The organism is Thalassoroseus sp. (assembly GCF_984380535.1).
Genome location: NZ_CFHRBF010000005.1, coordinates 389,002 through 409,718 on the forward strand (window position 1 = coordinate 389,002; position 20,717 = coordinate 409,718).

Annotated in this window: 15 protein-coding genes; 8 read left to right on the plus strand and 7 right to left on the minus strand. The window is 55.3% G+C overall.

What is annotated here, in order from left to right:
* Positions 1–107: 107 nt before the first annotated feature.
* A complete protein-coding gene (locus AC5DDB_RS09175; RefSeq protein ID WP_491739413.1) occupies positions 108–851 on the plus strand; it encodes a double zinc ribbon domain-containing protein in 744 nt (247 codons plus the stop codon).
* A gap of 16 nt (positions 852–867) precedes the next feature.
* On the opposite strand, the gene mnmA is transcribed toward AC5DDB_RS09175, so the two are convergent.
* The 3 genes from mnmA to AC5DDB_RS09190 all read right to left on the minus strand — a co-directional run bounded on the left by mnmA (position 868) and on the right by AC5DDB_RS09190 (position 5,436).
* On the minus strand, positions 868–1,971 hold the full coding sequence (mnmA, locus tag AC5DDB_RS09180; protein WP_491739414.1) for a tRNA 2-thiouridine(34) synthase MnmA: 1,104 nt from the start codon (positions 1,969–1,971) through the stop codon (positions 868–870).
* Between the two features lie 750 nt (positions 1,972–2,721).
* Positions 2,722–4,227, minus strand: a complete 1,506-nt coding sequence (locus AC5DDB_RS09185; RefSeq protein WP_491739415.1) for a hypothetical protein — start codon at positions 4,225–4,227, stop codon at positions 2,722–2,724.
* A gap of 120 nt (positions 4,228–4,347) precedes the next feature.
* Complete coding sequence (locus AC5DDB_RS09190; protein WP_491739416.1) at positions 4,348–5,436, minus strand: WD40 repeat domain-containing protein; 1,089 nt, start codon at positions 5,434–5,436, stop codon at positions 4,348–4,350.
* Between the two features lie 114 nt (positions 5,437–5,550).
* Between AC5DDB_RS09190 and AC5DDB_RS09195 the strand changes: the two genes are divergently transcribed.
* A complete protein-coding gene (locus tag AC5DDB_RS09195) occupies positions 5,551–6,738 on the plus strand; it encodes a pyridoxal-phosphate-dependent aminotransferase family protein (RefSeq protein ID WP_491739417.1) in 1,188 nt (395 codons plus the stop codon).
* Here AC5DDB_RS09195 and AC5DDB_RS09200 read toward each other — a convergent pair.
* Complete coding sequence (locus AC5DDB_RS09200) at positions 6,723–7,232, minus strand: hypothetical protein (RefSeq protein WP_491739418.1); 510 nt, start codon at positions 7,230–7,232, stop codon at positions 6,723–6,725. The genes AC5DDB_RS09195 and AC5DDB_RS09200 overlap by 16 nt on opposite strands.
* Positions 7,233–7,503: 271 nt before the next feature.
* Here AC5DDB_RS09200 and AC5DDB_RS09205 point away from each other — a divergent pair, with 271 nt between their 5' ends.
* Together AC5DDB_RS09205 and AC5DDB_RS09210 are read left to right on the plus strand one after the other, a co-directional pair.
* Positions 7,504–8,235: a hypothetical protein gene (locus tag AC5DDB_RS09205; RefSeq protein WP_491739419.1), complete on the plus strand. Its 732-nt coding sequence runs from the start codon at positions 7,504–7,506 to the stop codon at positions 8,233–8,235.
* Between the two features lie 206 nt (positions 8,236–8,441).
* Positions 8,442–9,167, plus strand: coding sequence for a sensor histidine kinase (locus tag AC5DDB_RS09210; protein ID WP_491739420.1), 726 nt, complete (start codon positions 8,442–8,444; stop codon positions 9,165–9,167).
* A gap of 20 nt (positions 9,168–9,187) precedes the next feature.
* On the opposite strand, the gene AC5DDB_RS09215 is transcribed toward AC5DDB_RS09210, so the two are convergent.
* A complete protein-coding gene (locus AC5DDB_RS09215) occupies positions 9,188–10,459 on the minus strand; it encodes a hypothetical protein (RefSeq protein ID WP_491739421.1) in 1,272 nt (423 codons plus the stop codon).
* Positions 10,460–10,623: 164 nt separating this feature from the next.
* On the opposite strand from AC5DDB_RS09215, the gene AC5DDB_RS09220 reads away from it, so the two are divergent.
* The 3 genes from AC5DDB_RS09220 (at position 10,624) to AC5DDB_RS09230 (ending at position 16,389) form a co-directional block, all read left to right on the plus strand.
* Positions 10,624–13,260, plus strand: a complete 2,637-nt coding sequence (locus AC5DDB_RS09220) for a protein-disulfide reductase DsbD family protein (RefSeq protein WP_491739422.1) — start codon at positions 10,624–10,626, stop codon at positions 13,258–13,260.
* Between the two features lie 228 nt (positions 13,261–13,488).
* Entirely contained in the window at positions 13,489–15,738 is a 2,250-nt protein-coding gene (locus tag AC5DDB_RS09225) for a hypothetical protein (RefSeq protein WP_491739423.1), read from the plus strand.
* Between the two features lie 84 nt (positions 15,739–15,822).
* Complete coding sequence (locus AC5DDB_RS09230) at positions 15,823–16,389, plus strand: hypothetical protein (RefSeq protein ID WP_491739424.1); 567 nt, start codon at positions 15,823–15,825, stop codon at positions 16,387–16,389.
* A gap of 60 nt (positions 16,390–16,449) precedes the next feature.
* On the opposite strand, the gene AC5DDB_RS09235 is transcribed toward AC5DDB_RS09230, so the two are convergent.
* Positions 16,450–18,000, minus strand: coding sequence for an SH3 domain-containing protein (locus AC5DDB_RS09235; RefSeq protein WP_491739425.1), 1,551 nt, complete (start codon positions 17,998–18,000; stop codon positions 16,450–16,452).
* A 582-nt stretch (positions 18,001–18,582) separates the two neighbouring features.
* On the opposite strand from AC5DDB_RS09235, the gene AC5DDB_RS09240 reads away from it, so the two are divergent.
* Positions 18,583–19,440, plus strand: coding sequence for an Ldh family oxidoreductase (locus AC5DDB_RS09240; RefSeq protein WP_491739426.1), 858 nt, complete (start codon positions 18,583–18,585; stop codon positions 19,438–19,440).
* Positions 19,441–19,673: 233 nt separating this feature from the next.
* On the opposite strand, the gene AC5DDB_RS09245 is transcribed toward AC5DDB_RS09240, so the two are convergent.
* Entirely contained in the window at positions 19,674–20,531 is an 858-nt protein-coding gene (locus AC5DDB_RS09245; RefSeq protein WP_491739427.1) for an SDR family NAD(P)-dependent oxidoreductase, read from the minus strand.
* Between the last annotated feature and the right edge of the window lie 186 nt (positions 20,532–20,717).

The following is a 20,717-nucleotide window of genomic DNA, read 5'->3' on the forward strand; positions in this document are numbered from 1 at the left end:
CATCATTTTCGGACGAAAACTCCAAGCCGCCGGTCCCAACCGGCGGATCCCAGGGGTTGGGACCCTTGGGCTTTGTATTTCATTGATCAAACAAATTGAAACTCCGCATGAATCTTGTGACCCTCGCGACGTACCCGACCGCGCACGATGCGGAACTTCATAAAGTCCGTTTGGAACAGGCCGGCGTCAAAGCCTACGTCGACGGTGGCGCGACGGCCGATGCGTTGTCGATCGGCTCATTCTTGGGTGGTGTCAAGTTATTAGTGGCCGAAACCGACGTTGCCAAAGCTCGCGGTGCGTTGAGTTTGGATGATAAGGAATCCGCAACGCCCGCCTGGACGTGTTCCGAATGCGGCAACGAAGTCGAAGCCGGTTACGAAGTCTGCTGGTCCTGCGGCCACACCATCGATGGCGACGAGACCTTCCTCGAGGAACCGCAACTCACCGGCGAGCCCGAACCCATCGCCTGCCCAATGTGCGGGGAACCATTCACGGCCCCGCCGTACCAATGCCCCTCATGTGGCGAAAAGATCCGCGAAGATGAGGACGAAGTGGAATTGAAAGACGAGTCTCTTGAAGAGCTCGAACCAGAATTAACTGATGAGGAAAATGAAGCGAACAAGTGTTTGCTTCTGGGCTGGCGATCATCGATTATTGGACTGATGTTTGTTTTTTTCTTACCGATACCAGCTTTCCAAATCTACTCCGTTGGTTTGCTGTACCGTTACATGAACTATTGCGATGACCATAACGCAACCCCGAATTGGCGAGCTTGGTTCGGTTTTCTGCTGAACCTGTTAGCGATTTTCGTATGGATGTACTACTTGAGTCTGAAAATTATTTCGCGTTAGTCACCATTGGGACTCGTCACCGAATCCAACCGCCGCCCAGCACGCGGTTGCCGTCGTATAACACGACCGCTTGACCGGGGGCGACGCCGTATTGGGGTTCGTCGAACTCGACATGGAGACGGTCCTCGTCCGTGACCGTTGCGACGGCGTCGGCGAGGTCGTGCCGGTAACGGATTTTCGCTCGACAACGGATTTTCGTCGGCACATCGGGGATGAGCCAATTCAATCGGTCGGCTTCGAGCGTGTGACGGGCGAGGTCTTCTTTTTCACCGATGACAACTCGCTTGGTCTCCGCTTCGATGGCGACCACATACCGCGGCGAACCGAACGCCACACCCAGCCCCTTGCGTTGGCCAATCGTAAAATTTTCGAAGCCATCATGATGAGCGATGAATTCGCCTTTGGTGTCGACCATCTCGCCGGTGGTGTCTTGTGGACCGCGATAGCGTTCGATGAAACCGACGTAATCCTGATCGGGAATGAAGCAGATTTCCTGGCTGTCTTTCTTGTCCGCCGTGCGAATACCGACGCGTCGGGCGAGTTCCCGCAGGTGCGGCTTTTCGAATTCGCCGACGGGGAACAGAATCTTGTCGAGCAAGTCTCGGCGGATGCCGAACAGCACGTACGATTGGTCTTTGCCTTCGTCGATTCCCCGCACGAGAGCGGGTTGATCCTCATCGACGTCCGCGAGTTGTGCGTAATGGCCGGTGGCGATGTGGTCGGCTCCGACTTGCTCGGCGAAGTCCCAGAGTTTGCCGAACTTCAGCCAGTTGTTGCACATCACGCACGGATTCGGCGTGCGACCGGCGAGGTATTCGTCGGCGAAATAATCCTTGATCCGCCCGAATCCATTCTCGAAGTTCAATGCATGAAACGGAATGTCGAGCGCATCGGCCACCCGCCGAGCATCGGCGGCATCCGACGCACTACAACACCCCTGCTTATGCGAAGCGGAACTAATGATCGGTAACTCGCCGGGCTTGATCGCGCAGGCGGTTTCCTCGGTCGCTCCGGATCGCATAAACAACCCGATCACCTCGTACCCTTGCTCCTGCAGCAAGTAAGCCGACGCCGAACTATCCACCCCGCCACTCATCGCGAGGACCACACGCTTTGTCATAACTCTTCGATTCTCATCTGTCTTCGTAGGGTGCGTCGTGACGCACCACAATTCGACATTGCAATTTGGTGCATCGAGTACGATTTCGCATTTGTCAGCGTTAACGGGTGCCACTGCTGGCTTGTCCAGCAGTGTTTCCGGCGACTCCCGGACGGCTGGTCACTCGCACTGCTAGGCAAGCTAGCAGTGGCACACAACTTCTTTCTCTGTGATAGCTTATGTTCCTTACAATCTCACAAATCCGCAATCTTACGCGACGTACTCTACAAACTCATTCAAAGATTAGGAACATGAACAATACAAACCAAACTGCGATGCCTGATGTCATTGTCATGAACGTTGCAACGGCGGCTGATCCCCACTTACGCAAGTGAAACGATCTTGATAACCAGCTTGTGAATACAAATATTAGAGTCCACCCGGTGAACAGGAAGTATCCGCCAATTAGGGACTCGGCCTGAGAAGGGCCACTCTGACAGACAATGTATACGATTGGACATGTCCCGAGCAAAACGACTGCGAGTATTGTTGCCAAAGTTGACGTTTGATTGTGCATTAGGCCGGCGAGCAGCGGAATACCAATAAAAATAGTTAGCCCAACATAGAATATTGTATGACTCAACCAACGATGCGAAATGATTGGAGTAGCAATCGCAGCACAAAGAAGACCAGCACCGATGATAATGTATTGATTCCGCATTTGAGGCGCTGTTTCGTAAATGGATCGCGAATCACCACGCACCCTACGTTCTACTTCGTGATCTTCTTTAACATCTCGACGGCTTTGGTTTCGAAGATGGGGTGCCAATCGGGGGCGAGGATGCAGTCGCTGTCTTCTTGGGCACCACCGACGTTCAACAGTTGTTCCGTTGTGGGAGCGTAATAGATGTAGCCGTTGGTGTAACCGGCGACGAACGTGTTTTCGCGATTGAGTTCCTCTTTGATGTTCAGCCCGATTTGCACCGTGAGTTCGCCGGGGAAGGTGAGCAACGTGAAATCGCCGATTCGCATCGCGACGAGTTCCACATCCACCGTCCGACTGCCCGCGGCGATATTTTGTGCTTGATGTTTCTTGAGTAATCGTAAGTTCGTTTGGAGTCGCGTCAACTGCTCCATCGTGTGAATGTTCGCGATGTAGCGTTCCATATTCTGCCGGTTCTCGGCGTCCAAGTTCGGCAAATCGTGACGGCCGAGTTTTTCGTCGTGCATGTAACGGTGCGAGTAATACGATGGAAACTCCGGCGAGAGTTTGTACTTCACCGCCAACGGCATAAACGTCTTGAAGTTCAAACTCGTGCCACGAAGGGTCTTCAAGAGTCGATCGATTTCGGACTCGGTCGCTGCAATCTTTTCGGCATTGTCGGCTCGCGGAAGTTTCAACGTCTCATTGATGACCTGCAGACGACCGTCTTCGGTCGGCGTAATTTTGCGGTACGCCTGCAAGGTACTCAGACCCAATTGGTTGCCGAGGGGTTCGGCGTCGCGGGGGTGATCGACGTGCTTGTAGAACACCGGATTGATGTCGCCACCGCACCCTTGAACAAACAAAGCGACCGCTCCGTCGCTGGTATTCTCTTCGATGACCTTCGATGAGAACCCGGTCATGTCGGCGGTGTTCCCCTTGCTGGCGGCTCCCTGAATCGGATGACACGCGAAGTTGTAGACAACGGCGAGCGTCCGGCCATCCATCCGGTCCAACCGCAGTACGCCGATTTCCGGGTCGATCGGCCCGACCTCGGCGACGTCTTCATCGGCGGGCATCGAGTAGGCATGTCGCACGTCGATTTCACGACCGTTCTTGAGCTTCAATCGCCGATTGATCGAAACTCGATCCTCGTGCCCGGTTCCCACACCAATCCGCACCGGAACCAAGTTCTCGATAGCTTGCTTCACCGCTTGAATCGTGCGTTGGTCGGCATCATCGCACACGAGGCCGTGACAATGGCTGGCGTTGACGATCACCTGCGTCGGAGGGATGCCGAGTTTTTTCAATTCCCCCCGCACCGCCGGCAGGTAATCGTCCCCAATCGGCCCAATCTCGCCAATGGCCACCGCATCGACGGTAATCATCGCCACCGTCGTGGTGTCGTTCTTCACGACCAACGCCCGAGCATACATCGGATCATTCACCGGCCCGGCGTCGAAATCCGTAATGTCCACTTTCGCGGCCCCGGCGAGGAGCGTGGCGGCGTAAGAATCGGATATCGACAGACTGAATGGGGCCAACGCAATTAGGAGAGTGTAGAGAATTTTCATGCGAAGAACTGACGGTTCAATCCAATGGGACAGAAACTACCAACGCTTTCCAGTTTAGGAAGCCCTCGTGCGACCGCCAAGTTCGCGATTGATTTGTTGCGATGAAATGCAGCTAAGGCGTCAATCGGTTTCGAGGAAACGCAAGACATTATCTCGATTTGACTGAAAACGGGATAACTCTCGACCTTTTTCGCGAGGCACTTCGAGTTTCGGAAGGGTCGTCTCCCAGATAATAGTTTCCTTCTGCCAATCCCAAAGCGTGATCGTCTGACTATTGTCGGCCACCACGAGTGAATTCCGGAATGATGCGAATCCGCAGTCGGTGATGTTCTTCTGGTGGGGGCCGAGAATCACGGGTTGTTTTCGCTTGTGCATGTCCCAGACACAGATGATCGGAGACCGCTGTCGAACGGCCGTGAGGAATTTGCTGTCTGGGCTGAACATCACTTCCCCGCAATCGCGGTGTCGATTCATCCTTGCGTTTTCTTTTCCGGTCGCGGAGTCGAACACGACAACGCCTTGCCATTGTGTACCCACGGCAATTAGTTTGCCGTCGGATGAGACGCAAATCGATGAAATCGTGCGAAAGTCTTTCGATTTCGGAGAAAAATGATTGACCATCGCCATGGTCTCGACTTCGATGATGGAAACGCTATTTCCGTTGGCTGAAACCAGAAATTTGTTGTCCGGTGTCCAGGCAACCGAATGGCCAGCATGTGGGAATTGAGCGATTTGCTTGCCAGTGGCGCCATCGCAAACCACAATTTTTTTGGGTAACGCCGTCGCGAGAAATTTGCCATTCGAGGAATAGGCCAGGCTCGAAGAATTCGAAAAAAGAGCACGAATCGGGAGTTTTTGTTTGGCGAACAACTTCCCAGACTTCAGATTCCAAAATCGAATCGCTCCATCGTTGCACTGTGATGCAATCGTTTGGCCATCCGGCGAAATTGCAACCGCACAGAAGGCGTAGTTGTCTTCCACCCGTTTCCAATCGGGATCGATGCGGCGAACGACTTCCCCGCTCTTGATGTCGAGCACCCAGATCGGCTGAAAATTCATGCCGGTTTCGACTGCCAAGACATGCTTTGAGTTCACCGCGATTTTGAGAAAGTCGAAGTCTGCGACGACCGGTTCAGTGATCTCGCCACATAACAATAGTGGCCGGGAGCCAACAAGGAAGGTGCAGATGGCCGCGGTGAACCACTTCATGTCTTGTCTCCAAAACGGCTATCGGCGAGTGTTTGTCGCGACAGGTGATTAGCGGAAACTCTGGAGCGATTTTGTTAGAGTAATCCTCCAACGCTCATTCTAGGAGAACATTTGATGACAACAACCGATTTACCCGCTCCCGTTTCACCGCCGGAGCGGATTTTGATGGGGCCGGGGCCGAGTGCGATTTCGCCGCGGGTTTTGGCGGCGATGGCGGCTCCCACGGTGGGGCATCTCGATCCGTATTTCTTGCGGATCATGGACGAAATGCAGACGATGTTGCGGCAGGTGTTCCGCACGGAGAACCAACTCACGCTGGCCGTCAGCGGGACCGGCAGCGCGGGGATGGAATGTTGCGTGGTCAACGTGGTCGAACCGGGCGATCGCGTGTTGGTCTGCAAGAACGGCGTGTTCGGCGGGCGGATGGCCGATGTCGCCGAGCGTGCAGGGGCGGAAGTGTCCGTCATCGAACGGCCGTTCGGTGAGGTGTTCGATCCGGCGGAAGTCAAAGCGGCCATCGAGCAACACTCGCCACAGGTTGTAGGAATCGTGCACGCGGAAACGTCTACGGGGGCGCATCAGCCGCTCGAAGAGATTTCGAAGATCGTGCACGATGCCGGGGCGTTGTTACTTGTCGATACCGTCACGTCACTCGGCGGTGCTCCGGTGGAAGTCGATGTGTGGGAACTCGATGCGGTTTACAGCGGCACGCAGAAGTGCTTGTCGTGTCCGCCGGGATTGGCTCCGGTCACGTTCAGCCCGCGAGCGGTCGAAAAGATCGAGAATCGCAAAACGAAAGTCGCGAGTTGGTATCTCGACACGACGATGATCCGCAATTATTGGGGCGAACAGCGTTCGTATCATCATACAGCTCCGATCAATGCGAACTACGGACTGCATGAGGCATTGCGAATCGTGCTCGAAGAGGGTTTGGAAGCCCGCCATGCCCGCCATCTGCGGAACCATCAGGCACTCGCCGCTGGTCTGGAAGCGATGGGCATTGATTACGCCGTCGCGGAGGGCATTCGACTACCGATGCTGAATGCTGTCAAAATCCCCGACGGTTGCGACGATGCCAAAGTTCGCGGGCAATTGCTGAACCAATTCGGCATCGAAATCGGGGCCGGCTTGGGCCCGATGAAGGGCAAAACTTGGCGAATCGGCCTCATGGGCGAAGCCAGCAGCGAACGCAATGTGCTCCTGTTCCTCGCCGCGTTGGAACGCTGTTTGAGTGATCAATCCGTAACCGTCACACCAGGTGCCGGTGTCGCAGCCGCAAATGCGTGTTATTCGGATTCGTGATCGGGATCGGAAAATGCGATGTTTCTAGGATTGGCGTCAACGAGATAGATTCCATGTCGACGAAGATTTGCGAGAAGGATGGTGACTTTTGACCAATTGTCTCCAAATTCTTCCCTACGTTTACGTTCTTCTGTTTCCAACAGTTCATCATCGTAATCGGGCGGTGTGTCGAGATAGGCGGATGCAAAATCGACGATAAAGGGAGGTTCGACAATCTCCATCTCAATTAGCCATCGCCGTGCGCAATAGCCGAGCATGCGTGGAATGACAAACTCGTGAATCGATGTTAGATCACGTTCGGTAAGTCGAAGATAGACCGCAAGTTCCTTTCGAAAAAGCTCCTTGTACTTGAACGCTTTGATGGCCGAACGTTTGTTAGTCGATACAACGATTCCGTCGTACCCCCATCCGAGCGGTTCGGCCTGGAGGATCATTCCCTTTTCTTCCGCATATTCATTCGCTTTTGCTCTTGGTTCTCGGTAGTCTTCAAGCATGATGAATGTAGCCAGCGAACGACCTTACCACTCTGCACAGATAAGCTTGATATTCGTTCAAAATGAACGAACTTACAAGTTGTCGGCAATCGGACCTGCTCACATTGTCTTCCGTGATCTTCCTGCCGACTCGGCAATTGAGGCTGGACATGGCGAGGTCATTCTTAAGGTTGATGGCCAGACACATTATTGGTCGGTTTTGCTTAGCACCCCAGTTCTTCCGTTCGATGTTGGTGAGCCAATCGAAATTCAAGCACTGTAAGAATTTCTAATGGCCGCAAAAACCTGGGAGACGGATTTTCGGTACCCGGCGATTCAGGCTTCGATTCGGGAGTTGAAGTCGGCGGATTGTGATGATCCGTTTGATTGGCCGGGTTCGTTGTGCATTCCGGTCGCTGAAAGGCCGGTGATGGGCTGGACGCCGGGGAAAATCTGGTTGATCGCGTTGATCCTTGGGTTTGTGTGTCTCGGGTTAGGGGCGTGGTTGGCGTCTCGGGAGGAAACCGGGCCACTGATCATTGGGGTGTGTTGTTCGCTTAGCGGGTTCGGCTTCTTTTTTATGCCGATGTACGCGGACCGGCCAATTATTCGCGGCTTGATCGGCGAACGTGCCCACGAACTGATCGCTCGCAACCCGGATGCAACGGTCCTGTCCTCGGAATTGTCGAACGCCGACCGTTCGCAGATGAAACTTTCGATCGATGGCGACGATCACGTTTTGATCTTGTTCGACACCCAGGAAAAACGCCTGTTGATCGACGGGATCGGAGCGCGATATCAGATCCGAGCCGATGATGTGGAACTGTTGGAACCGTTCGTGTTCACGAACTATGTCGGTGCGGAAATTGTTTGCCGGATCAACGCCCATACAAAACTTCACTTCGCCCTGGCACGGCCATCGGGTCTGTACGAGTTGACCCGCCAACTCCCGTTCTTGTTCTTTGTTCGGAAGTGGATCAAGAATCGTTTATTAGAAGAATGTCGCGAAACACTCGTGAATTAGGGCATCTACCTACGTTGTGATGGTCTTCCCTGACGCGCCGATTTTGTAAGTGTCCTAACGGTTATCGCCTGGGATGTTTTTGAAAATTTCTTGGGAGTCGGTTTGGATTTGCTTCAAATCTGGTTCGCCGAATCCGTTATTTGAGTATAGGTCAGTAATAATGTACTCCATCGTGCTACTGGTTGACTCGGGTTAAAGGATGGTTGATGATCGATCCACGAAGACGACTTCGCCACCAAGTTTCTTCGATCGAGAGAGAAAAACTCGTCTCATTGGGTCGCGTTTCAGCTGCTGTTTGTCACGAGATCAAAAACCCAATTGGTGCTATCGTTTTCTCTGCGGAGACGGCCTTGAGGTTAGTCGGTCAAGCTCAGTCGGTAGACCGCTTGCGGGAGTGTCTCACGCTGATTACACAGGCGTCGCATCGGTGTAAAAACCTGGTTAAAGGCACACTCTCGTTCGCCTATGGAGATGGAAAAGACCGATCGTTTACCGATCTCAATTCGATTGTCGATACCGCGATCAGATACGCACAGATGACGGAGCATGGCGTTGATCTGGAAGTTCGGATGAAATGTTCACCCGACTTGCCACCGGTGTTGGTGAACGAGTTGGCGATTGAGATTGCATTGGTGAACCTGATCCAAAATGCCGCTCATGCGAGTCCGCATGACTCGCCCGTGATTGTCCAGACGCGTCTGATCGATGACGGCGTGGAGGTCGCGGTGATCGATGAGGGCGTTGGCATTCCCGAAGAACATCTTCCGAAGATTTGGCAGCCTCGGTTCACATCGCGAGGCGAAAGCGGAGGAAACGGGCTGGGGCTCAGTTTGGTTCGTGAAATCGTCACCTCCCACGACGCCCGGATTACCGTGGAATCGGAAGTGGGGATCGGCAGCACCTTTCGAATCGTGTTTCCGACATCGGTCTAGTATCCAACGCCGCCGCGAAACTAATCGGATAACGCCGTAAACTTCGGTGTTGTTTCACGAAGGATTTCCCAAATCACGCTCCGTTCGACAAAGGGCAGTTGATCGAACGGCGGGTCGCAATTCTGTTGCGTGAGGATGTCCCGCAAACGACGTGACAATCGTGTTTGCACCGCTTCGGGTAGACCTCTAAATGCTTGGCTGTAAATGAGATAGCTCAATCGGTAGCGGAACAGTCGCGTTTGGAGATCGAAGTCTCTGAGCGACCGTCCTTGAGAATCGGCCGGTCCCAACGCGGTAAATTCTTGAGCGAAACCCGAGGTGCCTTCCACGGGTGCTGGGAGCGGGGCTTCATCGATAAACAGCAAATACCGCAGCAATTCTTCCTCGACGTTCGAACGTCGTTGGAGTCGATGTTCCATCCCCGCACGCGTCATCAGATTCCAACCGTGCATTTGGTGATGAAACACCAATTGGGCGACGATATCGCTATGGGCGGACGGATACGGTGACGTATCCAATAAACTGTCTAAGCGGGTCAGATTCATTCGCTGATCAGTTTTTTCGATCTCGCCAAAGATGTTTCCCCGATGCTCGGCAACGCCATGTTTGCCAGTCACGTACCAACCGCCGAACCGTTTGTGGAACTCAAGTTCGTGCGTCACGCGGGAGTACCCACTGATCGGTTTGCCGATTTCGTCGGGCCGGAATGATTTGATCACCCCGCCTGGCACTTTCAAGGTCGCGGAACCCGCATGGCAAGCGAGACAGCGTTGTTCACGACGGAAGATGAGTGAAGGTTCTGTGTCCGCGTGTGGCTGGGCGAGTGTGGAGAAAATGACCCCTCGGGCGGCATCGACGGCGGCGATCTCTACCGACTCCGCACCCGGTACCCAACCGATGCTGACATCGTCGTTAAAGTAAACCGCGCGTGGAGTTTGCGGCGTGACGAGTCGCGGGTTTAGTGCAGTTTTCGTGAATACCAACATCTGCGACGAAACCGGCACGTCGAGCATGTTCAACAGTTCGTCGAGATATCCTCGTGACGAATGTGTTTTCAGGGAGATTTTGTCGGGATCGATGCTGTCTCGCCAGCGGGAAACGACGTCGTCGGTTTTTTTGGCGAAGTAGTCGACCGCCGGTGCTCCGTAGGGTAGGGGATCGGTAATGGTGATTTCACGAGGCGGTTCGGCGTGGGCTTGTTCGTTTCGCTCGAAACTCACATATTGGGCAAACAACACGACCCAGAGAAAGACGCATTGGTTGTAGGGGCCGGTTTTCGTTAGAATTCGCATGTTTGGATTGTTCCATTCCCAGCGACTTGCGACAACTGTGGAATACCTCACAGACGCAATGCTGGGAAATCACGACATTTGAACAACGATCAATTCGATTTCAGGAAGTGATCGAGAATTCCCGGCTGGAATGACCCAAGCCGAAATCAACAAGGACTGAACCGATGGGCCTGAAGCATCATCCATCCATTCGTCGGCTTTCGCGGATTGGCATCGCGTTGCTAGCGGTCGCTTTCATTTTTCCTCTGAGTTTGTCGCCGCTATCGGCACAGGAGGACGGCGAATCGCTGTTGGACTTGTTCAACTCCGGCAACGATACAACGTCGATCAAACCAAAGTCGAAGACGAAGTCGGAAGTCACTACGGCATTGAAACCGGTCAACGGTAAAGCCGGTGATTTGAAGGCTGGCGATCATGTCGTGTTGGAAGTGACGATCAATGTGCCGAAGGGTGGGCACATCTATTCGCAGAACACTCCCAAAGGCGGGCCGACAGTTTTCAAAATCAAGGAAACCGCCGGGCTGAAAGCCGTGGATGACAAATTCACGCCGGACCACAAACCACAGCGGGAATACAACGAGGTCTTCGAAGGCGATGTCGAAGAGTTCTACAAAACGACTACGTTCACGCGGAAGTACGAATACACCGGTGACGTGGCGACTGACGAAGTGAAATTGACGGGGGCCGTCGATTACCAAGTGTGTGTGGCGGGAAGTTGCCGACCGTTCCAACACGATATTGCGGTGACGCTCGCGGATGGTGTGCCAGTCGCGGGAAGCACGGGGCAGTTCTCGAATGTGCTGAAGAAGTCCGGTGTCGCGACTGTCACGGTGAGCTTATCGCCCACCGATGCCGAACCCGGCGATACGGTGACGTTGTCGGTCACGGTCAAGATGCCGAATGAACGACACACGTATTCCATCACTCAACCGCCGGGCAATGCCGCTCAGGCGACGAAAATCGAGATCGGCACGCTCCGTAATCTCAAAGCGAAATCAGATGAATTCAAAGCGGACCGGAAATTCGAGCTGAAAACGATCGACCTCGGTTTCAAAGAAGCGAAGCAAGAATCCTACGAAGATGAAGTGACTTGGTCGCGGACATTTACCGTGGAGAAAGCGGCGGCCGATGAGGGTTTCGGGGTGATCGGCGAGTACGACGGGCAAGTCTGCAATGACAACTCGTGTGTGCCGTTGAATTTGGAATTCAATCTGGGTTCGCTTGATCCCGATGCCGTCGCTGTTGCTCCGACGACAATCACGAGTGAATCCGGAGAAACCCTCGAAACCAACAAGTCGGAGTCAAACGCTGCGGGCGCGGAACTCAAAGCGAAGGGGTTGCCCTATTTCATCGGTTGGGCGGCGATTTCCGGGGCGTTATCCCTGCTGACCCCCTGTGTGTTCCCGATGATTCCGATCACCGTGAGCTTCTTCCTGAAACAAGCGGAGAAGGCCCATCACCGGCCGACAACCTTGGCGATGGTCTACAGCGGTTCGATCATGCTGACGTTTACCGTGTTGGGGTTGCTGATCGCAATCCTCTTCCGACCGGCAGCACTCAACGCGTTCGCGAACAGCGTCACGTTGAATGTGATTCTCGGTTTGGTGCTCGTGTTCTTCGGCATCAGTATGCTCGGGTTCTTTGAACTCACGGTACCGTCGTGGTTGCTGACATGGTCGTCGAACAAAGAATCCAAAGGCGGCATGGTGGGGACCGTGTTCATGGCTCTCACGTTTACACTCGTCTCGTTCACCTGCACCTTCCCGGTTGCGGGCACGGTGTTGGTCTGGGCGGCGAAAGGCGATTATCTGTGGCCAATCATCGGCATGGTTGTGTTCTCCGGCGTGTTCTCCGCCCCGTTCTTCCTGTTGGCACTCTTCCCGGCGTTCCTGAAAAGTATGCCAAAGAGTGGCGGGTGGATGACGAACGTCAAAGTCACGCTTGGTCTGCTCGAAATCGGGGCTGCCTTGAAATTCCTCAGCACCGCGGAACTCAGCTACCACACACCGCCGACGGTTTTTGCCTTCGATACGGTGATGCTCATCTGGTTCCTGGTCGCCGCCATGACAACCTTGTACATCTTGGGGATCGTGCGGTTCTCCTGTGATTCCAGTAACAAGATGCTCACGATTCCGCGAATCTTAATTGCGATTCCGTTCGCGTTGTTGACGTGGCGGATCGGTTATCTGATGGCCGAACCGGATAACGCCAGTAACTGGTTCGACAAGCAAGTCATTGCATTCGCTCCGCCACAGTTTGGGAATGAGGGCGGTTCGGGGCATTCGGTGGCTGACGATCCAGTCGCGTCGGCCATTCTGGAGAAACAACTTGGGCCGCATCTGATCCACGATGGCTTGGTCTATTCCCTCGACTTCAACGCAGCGGTGGCATTCGCGAAAGAATCCGGGCGTTCGTTGTTTATCGACTTCACCGGCGTCAACTGCGTGAACTGTCGATTGATGGAAAAACGCATGGCAGAGCCAGAGAATCGGGAATTGCTCGATGAATTCGTCCGCGTGCAACTCTACACCGACAGCGTTCCCGGCATCTCGGATCAAGATCGTGAAGACACGATTTTAGAGCAAAACCGCCAATTGCAGAACGATTGGTTCGGCGATGTTTCGCTACCCGCTTACGCGGTCGTGACGGCCAACGGGGAAACAATTCTCTCCAAGTACACCGGACTCGAACGCGAACGGGGAGAGTTTGCGAAATTCCTCGACGAAGGTTTGACCAAATGGCGGGAACAAAACGAATCCGCCATGCAAACCGCGAGCACAAAATCCGACTCACCGCGCTGAATCTTGTGTGCCACGGCTCTGTGAGCCGTGCCGATTAACGTGGATGGAAACACACGGCTCACAGAGCCGTGGCACACGGGGAATTTGGTTCGGAAACGGGTCTTCATGAATTCTTGATGGTTCGCGGGCCGGAAAAATTCGGGGGGTACACTGCCGAGTTGCTAGGGGACGCTTTATGATGGGGGTTCATTCCATCATTCGTGTCTTACTGTCTCGGTCGTACCTGTGATGCTGCGTGCTCTTGGATTGTGCCTGGTTTTTGTTCTGGCTGAAACGCCGATCGGTTTCGCCTTTGACGACTCCCCCGTGACTTCGGCGGTTGTCGAGCAAGTCGGCTTCGGGTCGGAGAATCTCTTCAAAGTCGGTCGTTGGACGCCGATCACGGTGCGAGTGGAAGCGACGCGGGCGTGTGAAGTCACGCTCGTCGTGGAATCGCCTGATCCCGATGGCAACCTGACCATCCTGCCGAGTGAACCGATCACACTCGACGGCGAAGGCGAGCATGTGCTCACCACGCGGTTTCGACCGGGCCGCCTCAGCACACCCCTGACTGTGCGGGTGGAGTCCGAGCACGAGGGCGATACCCAAACCGTCGTGGCGAAGAGTCTCGGCGGAACGCTGCCCGCGCTTGAACAATCGGAGTTCTTGGTCGGTGTCATTGGCGGGCCTTGGGAAGTCACTGAGGACGAGGATTCGCCACCGATTCGGTACATTCCGCTTGTCTCGGAAGATTCCGTCCCTCTGCCGGAAGCGGGCGACTTGTACGAGTCACTCGATGCCATCTTAGTTCTTTCGGATTACGAAATCGGTTCAACGGCGACGGCTGCAATCGCGGATTGGGCTCGGCTCGGTGGACATCTCTGCGTGGTAATCGGTGCGGATGCCGAGGCATTTCGGAACAGTTCGCTCGGAAAAACGCTGATCGCGGGGGACGATTCTTCGAGGGTCTTGCCGAAGTTCGAACCGACACCAATTCGCGATTTGCAAGGTTTGGAATCTTACACGGGCAAGCAGACGCCGTTAGAAGTTCGGCGGCCGTTTCCCTCCGGTGTGCGATTCGAGTCGCCCGGCGACGATGCCAACATGGGCGGCGGCCGGACGGTTGTCTCGACGCTGACCGGTCCGTTGGTCGTGCAGGTGCCGATCGGCTTTGGACGAGTGACCGCCATCGGCACAGACCTGAATCGTCCGCCACTTTCCGATTGGAAACCGTTGCCATTCCTCATGCGGAAGTTCCTCGTGGGTGTCCCTGAGGAAGCGACGATCTCGACCGGAACCGGTCGGTTGGCGAGTAGCGGGATTACAGATTTGGCGTCGCAAATTCACGCAACTCAGGCGGATTTCTCTACGATCGCGCGAGGCAGTTTGTGGTCGATCCTTGGCATCATGTTGTTGTATTTGCTGATCGTGGGACCGTTGGATTTCTTCTTGGTCCATCGCATCTTAAGACGGCCGCAACTCACATGGGTCACGTTGCCGATGTGGATAGTGGGTGCGACTGTGCTCGTGGTTTGGATGGCTCGCGCTCAGAATGGGTCGGAGTTGCTGACGAATCAGCTCGATCTAATCGACATCGACGGCGGTTCCAACACCATCCGGACAAAATCTTGGTTAACGGTGTATTCCCCGGAAGCCCAACGCTACGAAATGTCGGCCGAACCGGTTGACTGGGCCCGATCGGATGCGTCGACCGAAGACACGCAAATGACATGGTCCGCCACGCCAGAGAACGCGTTCGGCGGACTGTACCGACAAGCGGGTGTGCGAGCGGGGCAACCCGGTTATCGGTTTACGAACGCCGCGACCGGGTTGGAGAACTATCCGATTCTACTCTGGTCCACCGGCAGCTTCACCGCTGGCTGGCATTCCGAAAATGCAGGGGAGTCGGCTCCGTTGGTAGAAAGCGATCTCGTGCACACCGGCAGCGGAAGACTGCAAGGGTCGTTCACCCATCATCTGCCGGAGCCGATTGACGAATGGCTCCTCGCGTACGATCGGCGTGTGTATCGGCATATCGTCAATCGAGAAACGGGCGAAGTGTTGCCGCTGGCACCGGATCGTCAATGGCCCGCCTCGCCAGCAGTGTGGTCGCAAGTCACTCAACGCGACCTCACGGGTTTTCTCACAGGCGAGTACACCATCACCGAAACCGACCGCGCGACAGGCCAATTAGATTTCCGTCAGGATCGCTCGGTGTATCGTCCGCTCGACAAACCACATCCGTACGCGGAAGCAGAAATCCTGCGGGCGTTGACGTTCTACAACCAACTCGGCGGAGCAAAGTACACGAAACTGCAGAACAATGCCTTGCGAACCCTCGATCTAACGGACTTACTCCACAACGATCGGGCAATTCTCTTCGGACGACTTAAAACACCGGCAACGACATTCACCTTCGGTGAACATACACCCAAACAATCCCGCCAAGAAACCTTCGTGCGAATCGTGATTCCCGTGCGACAAGCGGTCACACGCTGATACGTGGCGGAGAGCAGAGGGTGGAGAGCGGAGAGCCGGGCAGACACATGTAAGGTGCCGATCGTTCGGTGAAACCGTGTTAGTATGGCTGATAATCAGCAAAGCCGATTGCGAATTCGCTGGTGGGAAGTCATCGTTGTGGGCATGATTGTTTGCGGATTGTTCGCGATTCTGTATCCGGCCGTCGAGAACATGCGGAATCCGAATGGCCTGTATGGCGAGATGTATCCCACTGAACCACCGGATGAATCCAATCGTGTGTTAGGTCGTGATGGCTTATCCATCATCGCACCAGTGAATTGGGACATAGCGGACAACGGACATGGTGGGCTGCGAATCGCTGCTCGCGGAGCGCCGTTGCGACGGTTGAAGTCCGTCATCCGTATCCGCGAGCTTTCGCAATCACCGGAACCGCTTCAGGGTTACCGCGAAATTCCATTTCAGGATGGAATTGGCTACGAAGTCTGCCAAGTCTTGCGGGAAGACTCCTTCGACGACGCTGCCAGCTCAAGTTACGATCTCTACTTGGAACGCGATGGCAAATGGTGGAACGTGAACTTCCTCGTCGCCGACAGCATCACCGAGTTACCAGATTCCATTCGGCAATACATCAACACAATTCATTTTCCATCTGTCACTGTCGAAGAGTAGATCGCCGAAACAATTGAAGATGTCGTTTCCGGCTTTCCACTCTCAGCCCTCGATGTTGAATCACGGTGCCAAACGCACGGGCGTGAGTTTCTCGACGATCAGCAAGTCCGCTCGTAGGTCGTCGCGGTAGAAGCGTTTGCCGTTGAGTCCGTAGGCGTGGCCGACGTATTGATCGAGATTCGTTCCAGGAGCCGCTTGGAGATACGCCAACACTCGGCCCTTCGGGGTGATGAGTACATGCCGCGGGAAGTTCTGCAAGACCGGCGGCGTGCGTTGGATGATTCCCGCACCGTCGAACTGGGGTGCGTCGTTCGGGTTTGGAGCCGGACCCGGCACCGGTCGGCTCGATGGAGGTGAAGGCGGCGGAGTCGGGCGGTCGGCTTTCTCGTCCGCCGATCCACTCGGAATCCAACCTTGCAAATCCGGTTTCGTTGTGGGTTTGGCTTGCGGTGGAGCTGGGTCCGAGGGCGGTTGGGCGAACGGGTCCCGCGAACCATTGGCATTCGTGGGAGATTCCGGCTTCATTTCGAGCGTGGGAATCGCCTCGCTCAATGGCGGAGCCGGTTCGCTTTTGTTCTGCAGCGAGAGCAGTTCCGCATCGCGTTTACGCGTCTCGCTGGTCAGCTTCATCAAGTTGTCGTACTCGGATTTAATTTCCTCGTAACGCTTCAACGCTTCGAACCGCAATTCAATCTGACTCGCAATCGCGGGCAGTACGGCATGTTCCTGCAAGAGTCGATAACTCTCCGCGAGTTGATCGAATTGCCAATCCTTAGTGGGCCGGTCGACCATGTTGCGGAATTCGTCGTCCAGGCGTTGTAACTCCGCTTTCTGCGCAAGTTTCTCTTGCAAATCGGGGCCATTGCGACGGATTCCGCCGTCTGGGCTGTCGAGAGTCTCGGTGGCAAACGGTTCGCCGACGGATGCCGGTCCCGCATTCGTATCGCGAGGCATCAACCGATCGGGCGAACTCGCCACACGGTCTGGCTGGGAGCCCGGTTCGGTGGGTTCCCGTTTGGCATTCGAAGGCGTCATGAAGGGGTTGCTATCTTGCTGATTGCGGACGATCTCGTTCGCTGCAGATACATCCTGACCGGCAATCCAACGGTACTCGCCTTTTGGCGGTTGGATTTTGAACAACTCCAGGGAACCTTGTTCGGATTTGACCGTCTTGCGTTCGAGAATGTTGACGGCATCTCCCTTGGACAACCGAACTTGCTCGACGTTGCGAGTTTCATCACCAAAACTGCTGCCGACCCGCACGACGATGTTGTCTGCCGTCACTTGGCCGGTCTTTGGACCAGTTTGTCGAACGTATTCCGCTCGAATCCAACTAAAACTTCCCGGTGGTGGGGCGGTCATAAACCAACCGCCAGGGTCATGACGGTGAATGGTCACTTTGGTCCCGCGGGCGAGTCGTTCGGTCGGATAATACGATTTACCAGGACCGCTACGAACATACGCACCGTCCACGCGGACAATGGCCACGTACGGAAACTTCTGTTCTGCCCGTAGGGTTCGTTCCATCATCGGAACGAAGAGTAAGCCCACAAAACACATTGCGAACCATCCCCGCAATGTGGTGGGAATTTGAGATTGAAAGATCGCCATTGTCGCACCTCCTTGTGGACCGGCGGAAACACCCGCAACCGGAATGACTCAAGCTCGGACGGTTCCTATCGAGACAGACAAACATCGAGAGACCGCCCGAATTCGGACGGTGTGATAACGAATTTCCGAATTTCTCTCAAGATCGGCTCGAGACTCGGTAGAGAACAACGGGTGACACTGCAGGAAATTGCCCCAATCGGGCGAAGAAGACCACAAACCATTGACTATAAGAACTTTGCGTTCACACAATCCGATTGCCATGCGTGTCACGGTTCTGTAAGCCGTATTCTTTCGGGTTGATCGCTCAGCATGGCTCACAGAGCTGTGGCACACGAAGTCATGAATACCTCATGTAATTTCCTGCGGTGGCACTCTAATGAAGAGACGGAAAACCACGGTCGCTTGGGGAAATTGTTCGGCCCTGGGCTCTCTGGCCTCTACGCTCCGTTGGGTCCAACGCCCTTCGGCTTTGCGACCGACTGCCGTTCCGTACATAATAAAGCGGAAATCAATGGACTTTGAACGGACGATGGACACCAGGATTCCCGAAACACCGACGAGCATCATCGGATACGTGCTGTTATGCCAGTGGCAACTCAGGAGTTGCGTCAATTTGTGATCGACGTGCTCGACAAGAAAAGCGTCTTCGAGCGTGACGCTGTGATCGTGGCGGACTGTTGGGTCGCGGGGGATTTGGCGGGCACTCCCGAACTTGGCACGCGGTTGCTGCCCGATGCCGTCGAAGCAATCAATACCGCCAGCATCGATCCGCGAGCCCAGATTCTCACTCTCAGTGAAACGCCCGCGGTCGCCCTGCTGGATGGCAGCACCGGACTCGGACCGGTAGCAGTCACCAGAGCGATCGAATTGGCGATCGAGAAAGCCAAAGACATCGGCACCGGCACCATCGTGGTGAAGAACAGCCGACCGATCGGAAACCTCGCCGTCTATGCGCGAATGTTGGCGGAAGCGGGGTTGATCGGGCAAATCGTGACCGCAGGCGGACCCGCGAAGCATGCGCTGTCGGATGGTTCCAAACCGATTGCGTCGGCCGGTCGAGTGGCCCGCAGTTTGCCGGTTGCTGACGATTTGCCGCTCATCGTGCGAGGTACACTCGCCCCGCCGCACACCGGTCTCGCATTCATTCTCGACATGCTGACCGGCCCGCTCAGTGGACGCAAACCGCCGATTCTCAAGAAACGCGATCCGCAAATCGAAGGCGACGAACATTTCGTCTACGCCATCGATCCCGACCAACTCATCGGCCGCGAGACGTTCGACAAACGCATGAGCATGGTCATGAAAGAACTCGAAGACGGCGATCGCGAACGGTTGCAACCCGCAAAACCCACCGCGGAAACCATCGAACTCTCGCCGGACCATCAAGCGAAATTGGCAGCGGTAGGGGAGGCCGTCGGTGTGCCGGTGCCGTGGGCTTGAGTCGACGGCAAATTCACACGAAGCGTTTTTCCGACCTCTCCCCTGGGGAGAGGTCGAGCCATAGGCTCGGGAGAGGGGCGAATCGTTTACAAAAGGTAGGAGGGTTCACGGAGCTTGGTATCAGACGGGGCTAATTGGGTTCCATCGTCGAACGTGGTACGAGAACCCTCTCCCGGACGCTTAGGCGTCCGACCTCTCCCTCAGGGAGAGGTGATGAAACATTGAGACCATGTTTAAGCGGCTTTCACCGAGGAATCACTCGGTTCTGATTGCGTGGCGATTTTCTTCAGGAAGCGACGCGAGGCTTTGCGGACGATCCAGTTGCCGAGTGTCGGCCACATCGCTTTGAGCACGAAGACCGGTCGCATCGGTGGTGTGTTGACGATGAGTTCGGGTTTGTCGTGTTCGATGGCTTTGATGACGGCTTTCGCGACGGCGGAGGCGGTCGTGTAGCCGATAGTGGCTGGTGTGCCGCGACCGGTGCGGCGTTTCATCTCCTCGTAAATGCCGCCGTCATTGGTGAAGCCGGGACAGATGACCGATGCACTCACCCAACGATCCGCGTACTCCGCCCGGAGTGATTCCGTGAACGCGATCAGCCCGGCTTTGGTCACACCGTAAGCCGCCCCGAATGCCGGTCCGACTTGGCCCGCCGTCGAGGACATATTCACCACATGCCCGCCGCCTTGCTTGAGCATATGCGGAATGACCAACCGCGTGAGATGCATTGCCGAGGTCAGATTCACGTCGACAATTTTCGAAATCCGCTCGTGCGTGATCTTCTCGAACGGGCAGTAACCGTCGATCCCCGCGTTGTTGACGAGCACGTCGATCTGCCCAAACTCGGCGTGAGTGCGAGCGACGAGCCGTTCCAAATCGGTCAATGAGGTGACGTCCGTCGGGACCGCGAGCACACGACTTTCGGAATCGGTCAGCTTCGACAACTCGGTCGCCACGGTGGCCAACTTGTCGGCCGACCGAGCCGCGAGCATGACATTCGCCCCACGCTCGACCAACGCCCGAGCCACATGAACCCCAATGCCCCCGGATGCCCCGGTCACAATCGCCGCCCGTCCCTGCCAGTCTCGCATTGTGTTTCCCTCCCGGTTGTGGTTGTCGCGGAGAGATACCAGTTTTTCACACCTGAGCCAAGATGGATGTGGATGTCGAGGATTGAGGATGGCGAGTGGCGAGTGGCGAGTGGCGAGTGGCGAGTGGAGAGTGGAGAGTGGAGAGTGGAGAGTGGAGAGTGGAGAGTGGAGAGTGGAGAGTGGAGA

Excerpts from the sequence above, each read along its gene's own strand:
- AC5DDB_RS09175 (WP_491739413.1), top strand. The coding sequence starts at position 108 with ATGAATCTTGTGACCCTCGCGACGTACCCGACCGCGCACGATGCGGAA.
- mnmA (WP_491739414.1), bottom strand. The coding sequence starts at position 1,971 with ATGACAAAGCGTGTGGTCCTCGCGATGAGTGGCGGGGTGGATAGTTCG.
- AC5DDB_RS09185 (WP_491739415.1), bottom strand. The coding sequence starts at position 4,227 with ATGAAAATTCTCTACACTCTCCTAATTGCGTTGGCCCCATTCAGTCTG.
- AC5DDB_RS09190 (WP_491739416.1), bottom strand. The coding sequence starts at position 5,436 with ATGAAGTGGTTCACCGCGGCCATCTGCACCTTCCTTGTTGGCTCCCGG.
- AC5DDB_RS09195 (WP_491739417.1), top strand. The coding sequence starts at position 5,551 with ATGACAACAACCGATTTACCCGCTCCCGTTTCACCGCCGGAGCGGATT.
- AC5DDB_RS09200 (WP_491739418.1), bottom strand. The coding sequence starts at position 7,232 with ATGCTTGAAGACTACCGAGAACCAAGAGCAAAAGCGAATGAATATGCG.
- AC5DDB_RS09205 (WP_491739419.1), top strand. The coding sequence starts at position 7,504 with ATGGCCGCAAAAACCTGGGAGACGGATTTTCGGTACCCGGCGATTCAG.
- AC5DDB_RS09210 (WP_491739420.1), top strand. The coding sequence starts at position 8,442 with ATGATCGATCCACGAAGACGACTTCGCCACCAAGTTTCTTCGATCGAG.
- AC5DDB_RS09215 (WP_491739421.1), bottom strand. The coding sequence starts at position 10,459 with ATGCGAATTCTAACGAAAACCGGCCCCTACAACCAATGCGTCTTTCTC.
- AC5DDB_RS09220 (WP_491739422.1), top strand. The coding sequence starts at position 10,624 with ATGGGCCTGAAGCATCATCCATCCATTCGTCGGCTTTCGCGGATTGGC.
- AC5DDB_RS09225 (WP_491739423.1), top strand. The coding sequence starts at position 13,489 with ATGCTGCGTGCTCTTGGATTGTGCCTGGTTTTTGTTCTGGCTGAAACG.
- AC5DDB_RS09230 (WP_491739424.1), top strand. The coding sequence starts at position 15,823 with ATGGCTGATAATCAGCAAAGCCGATTGCGAATTCGCTGGTGGGAAGTC.
- AC5DDB_RS09235 (WP_491739425.1), bottom strand. The coding sequence starts at position 18,000 with ATGGCGATCTTTCAATCTCAAATTCCCACCACATTGCGGGGATGGTTC.
- AC5DDB_RS09240 (WP_491739426.1), top strand. The coding sequence starts at position 18,583 with ATGCCAGTGGCAACTCAGGAGTTGCGTCAATTTGTGATCGACGTGCTC.
- AC5DDB_RS09245 (WP_491739427.1), bottom strand. The coding sequence starts at position 20,531 with ATGCGAGACTGGCAGGGACGGGCGGCGATTGTGACCGGGGCATCCGGG.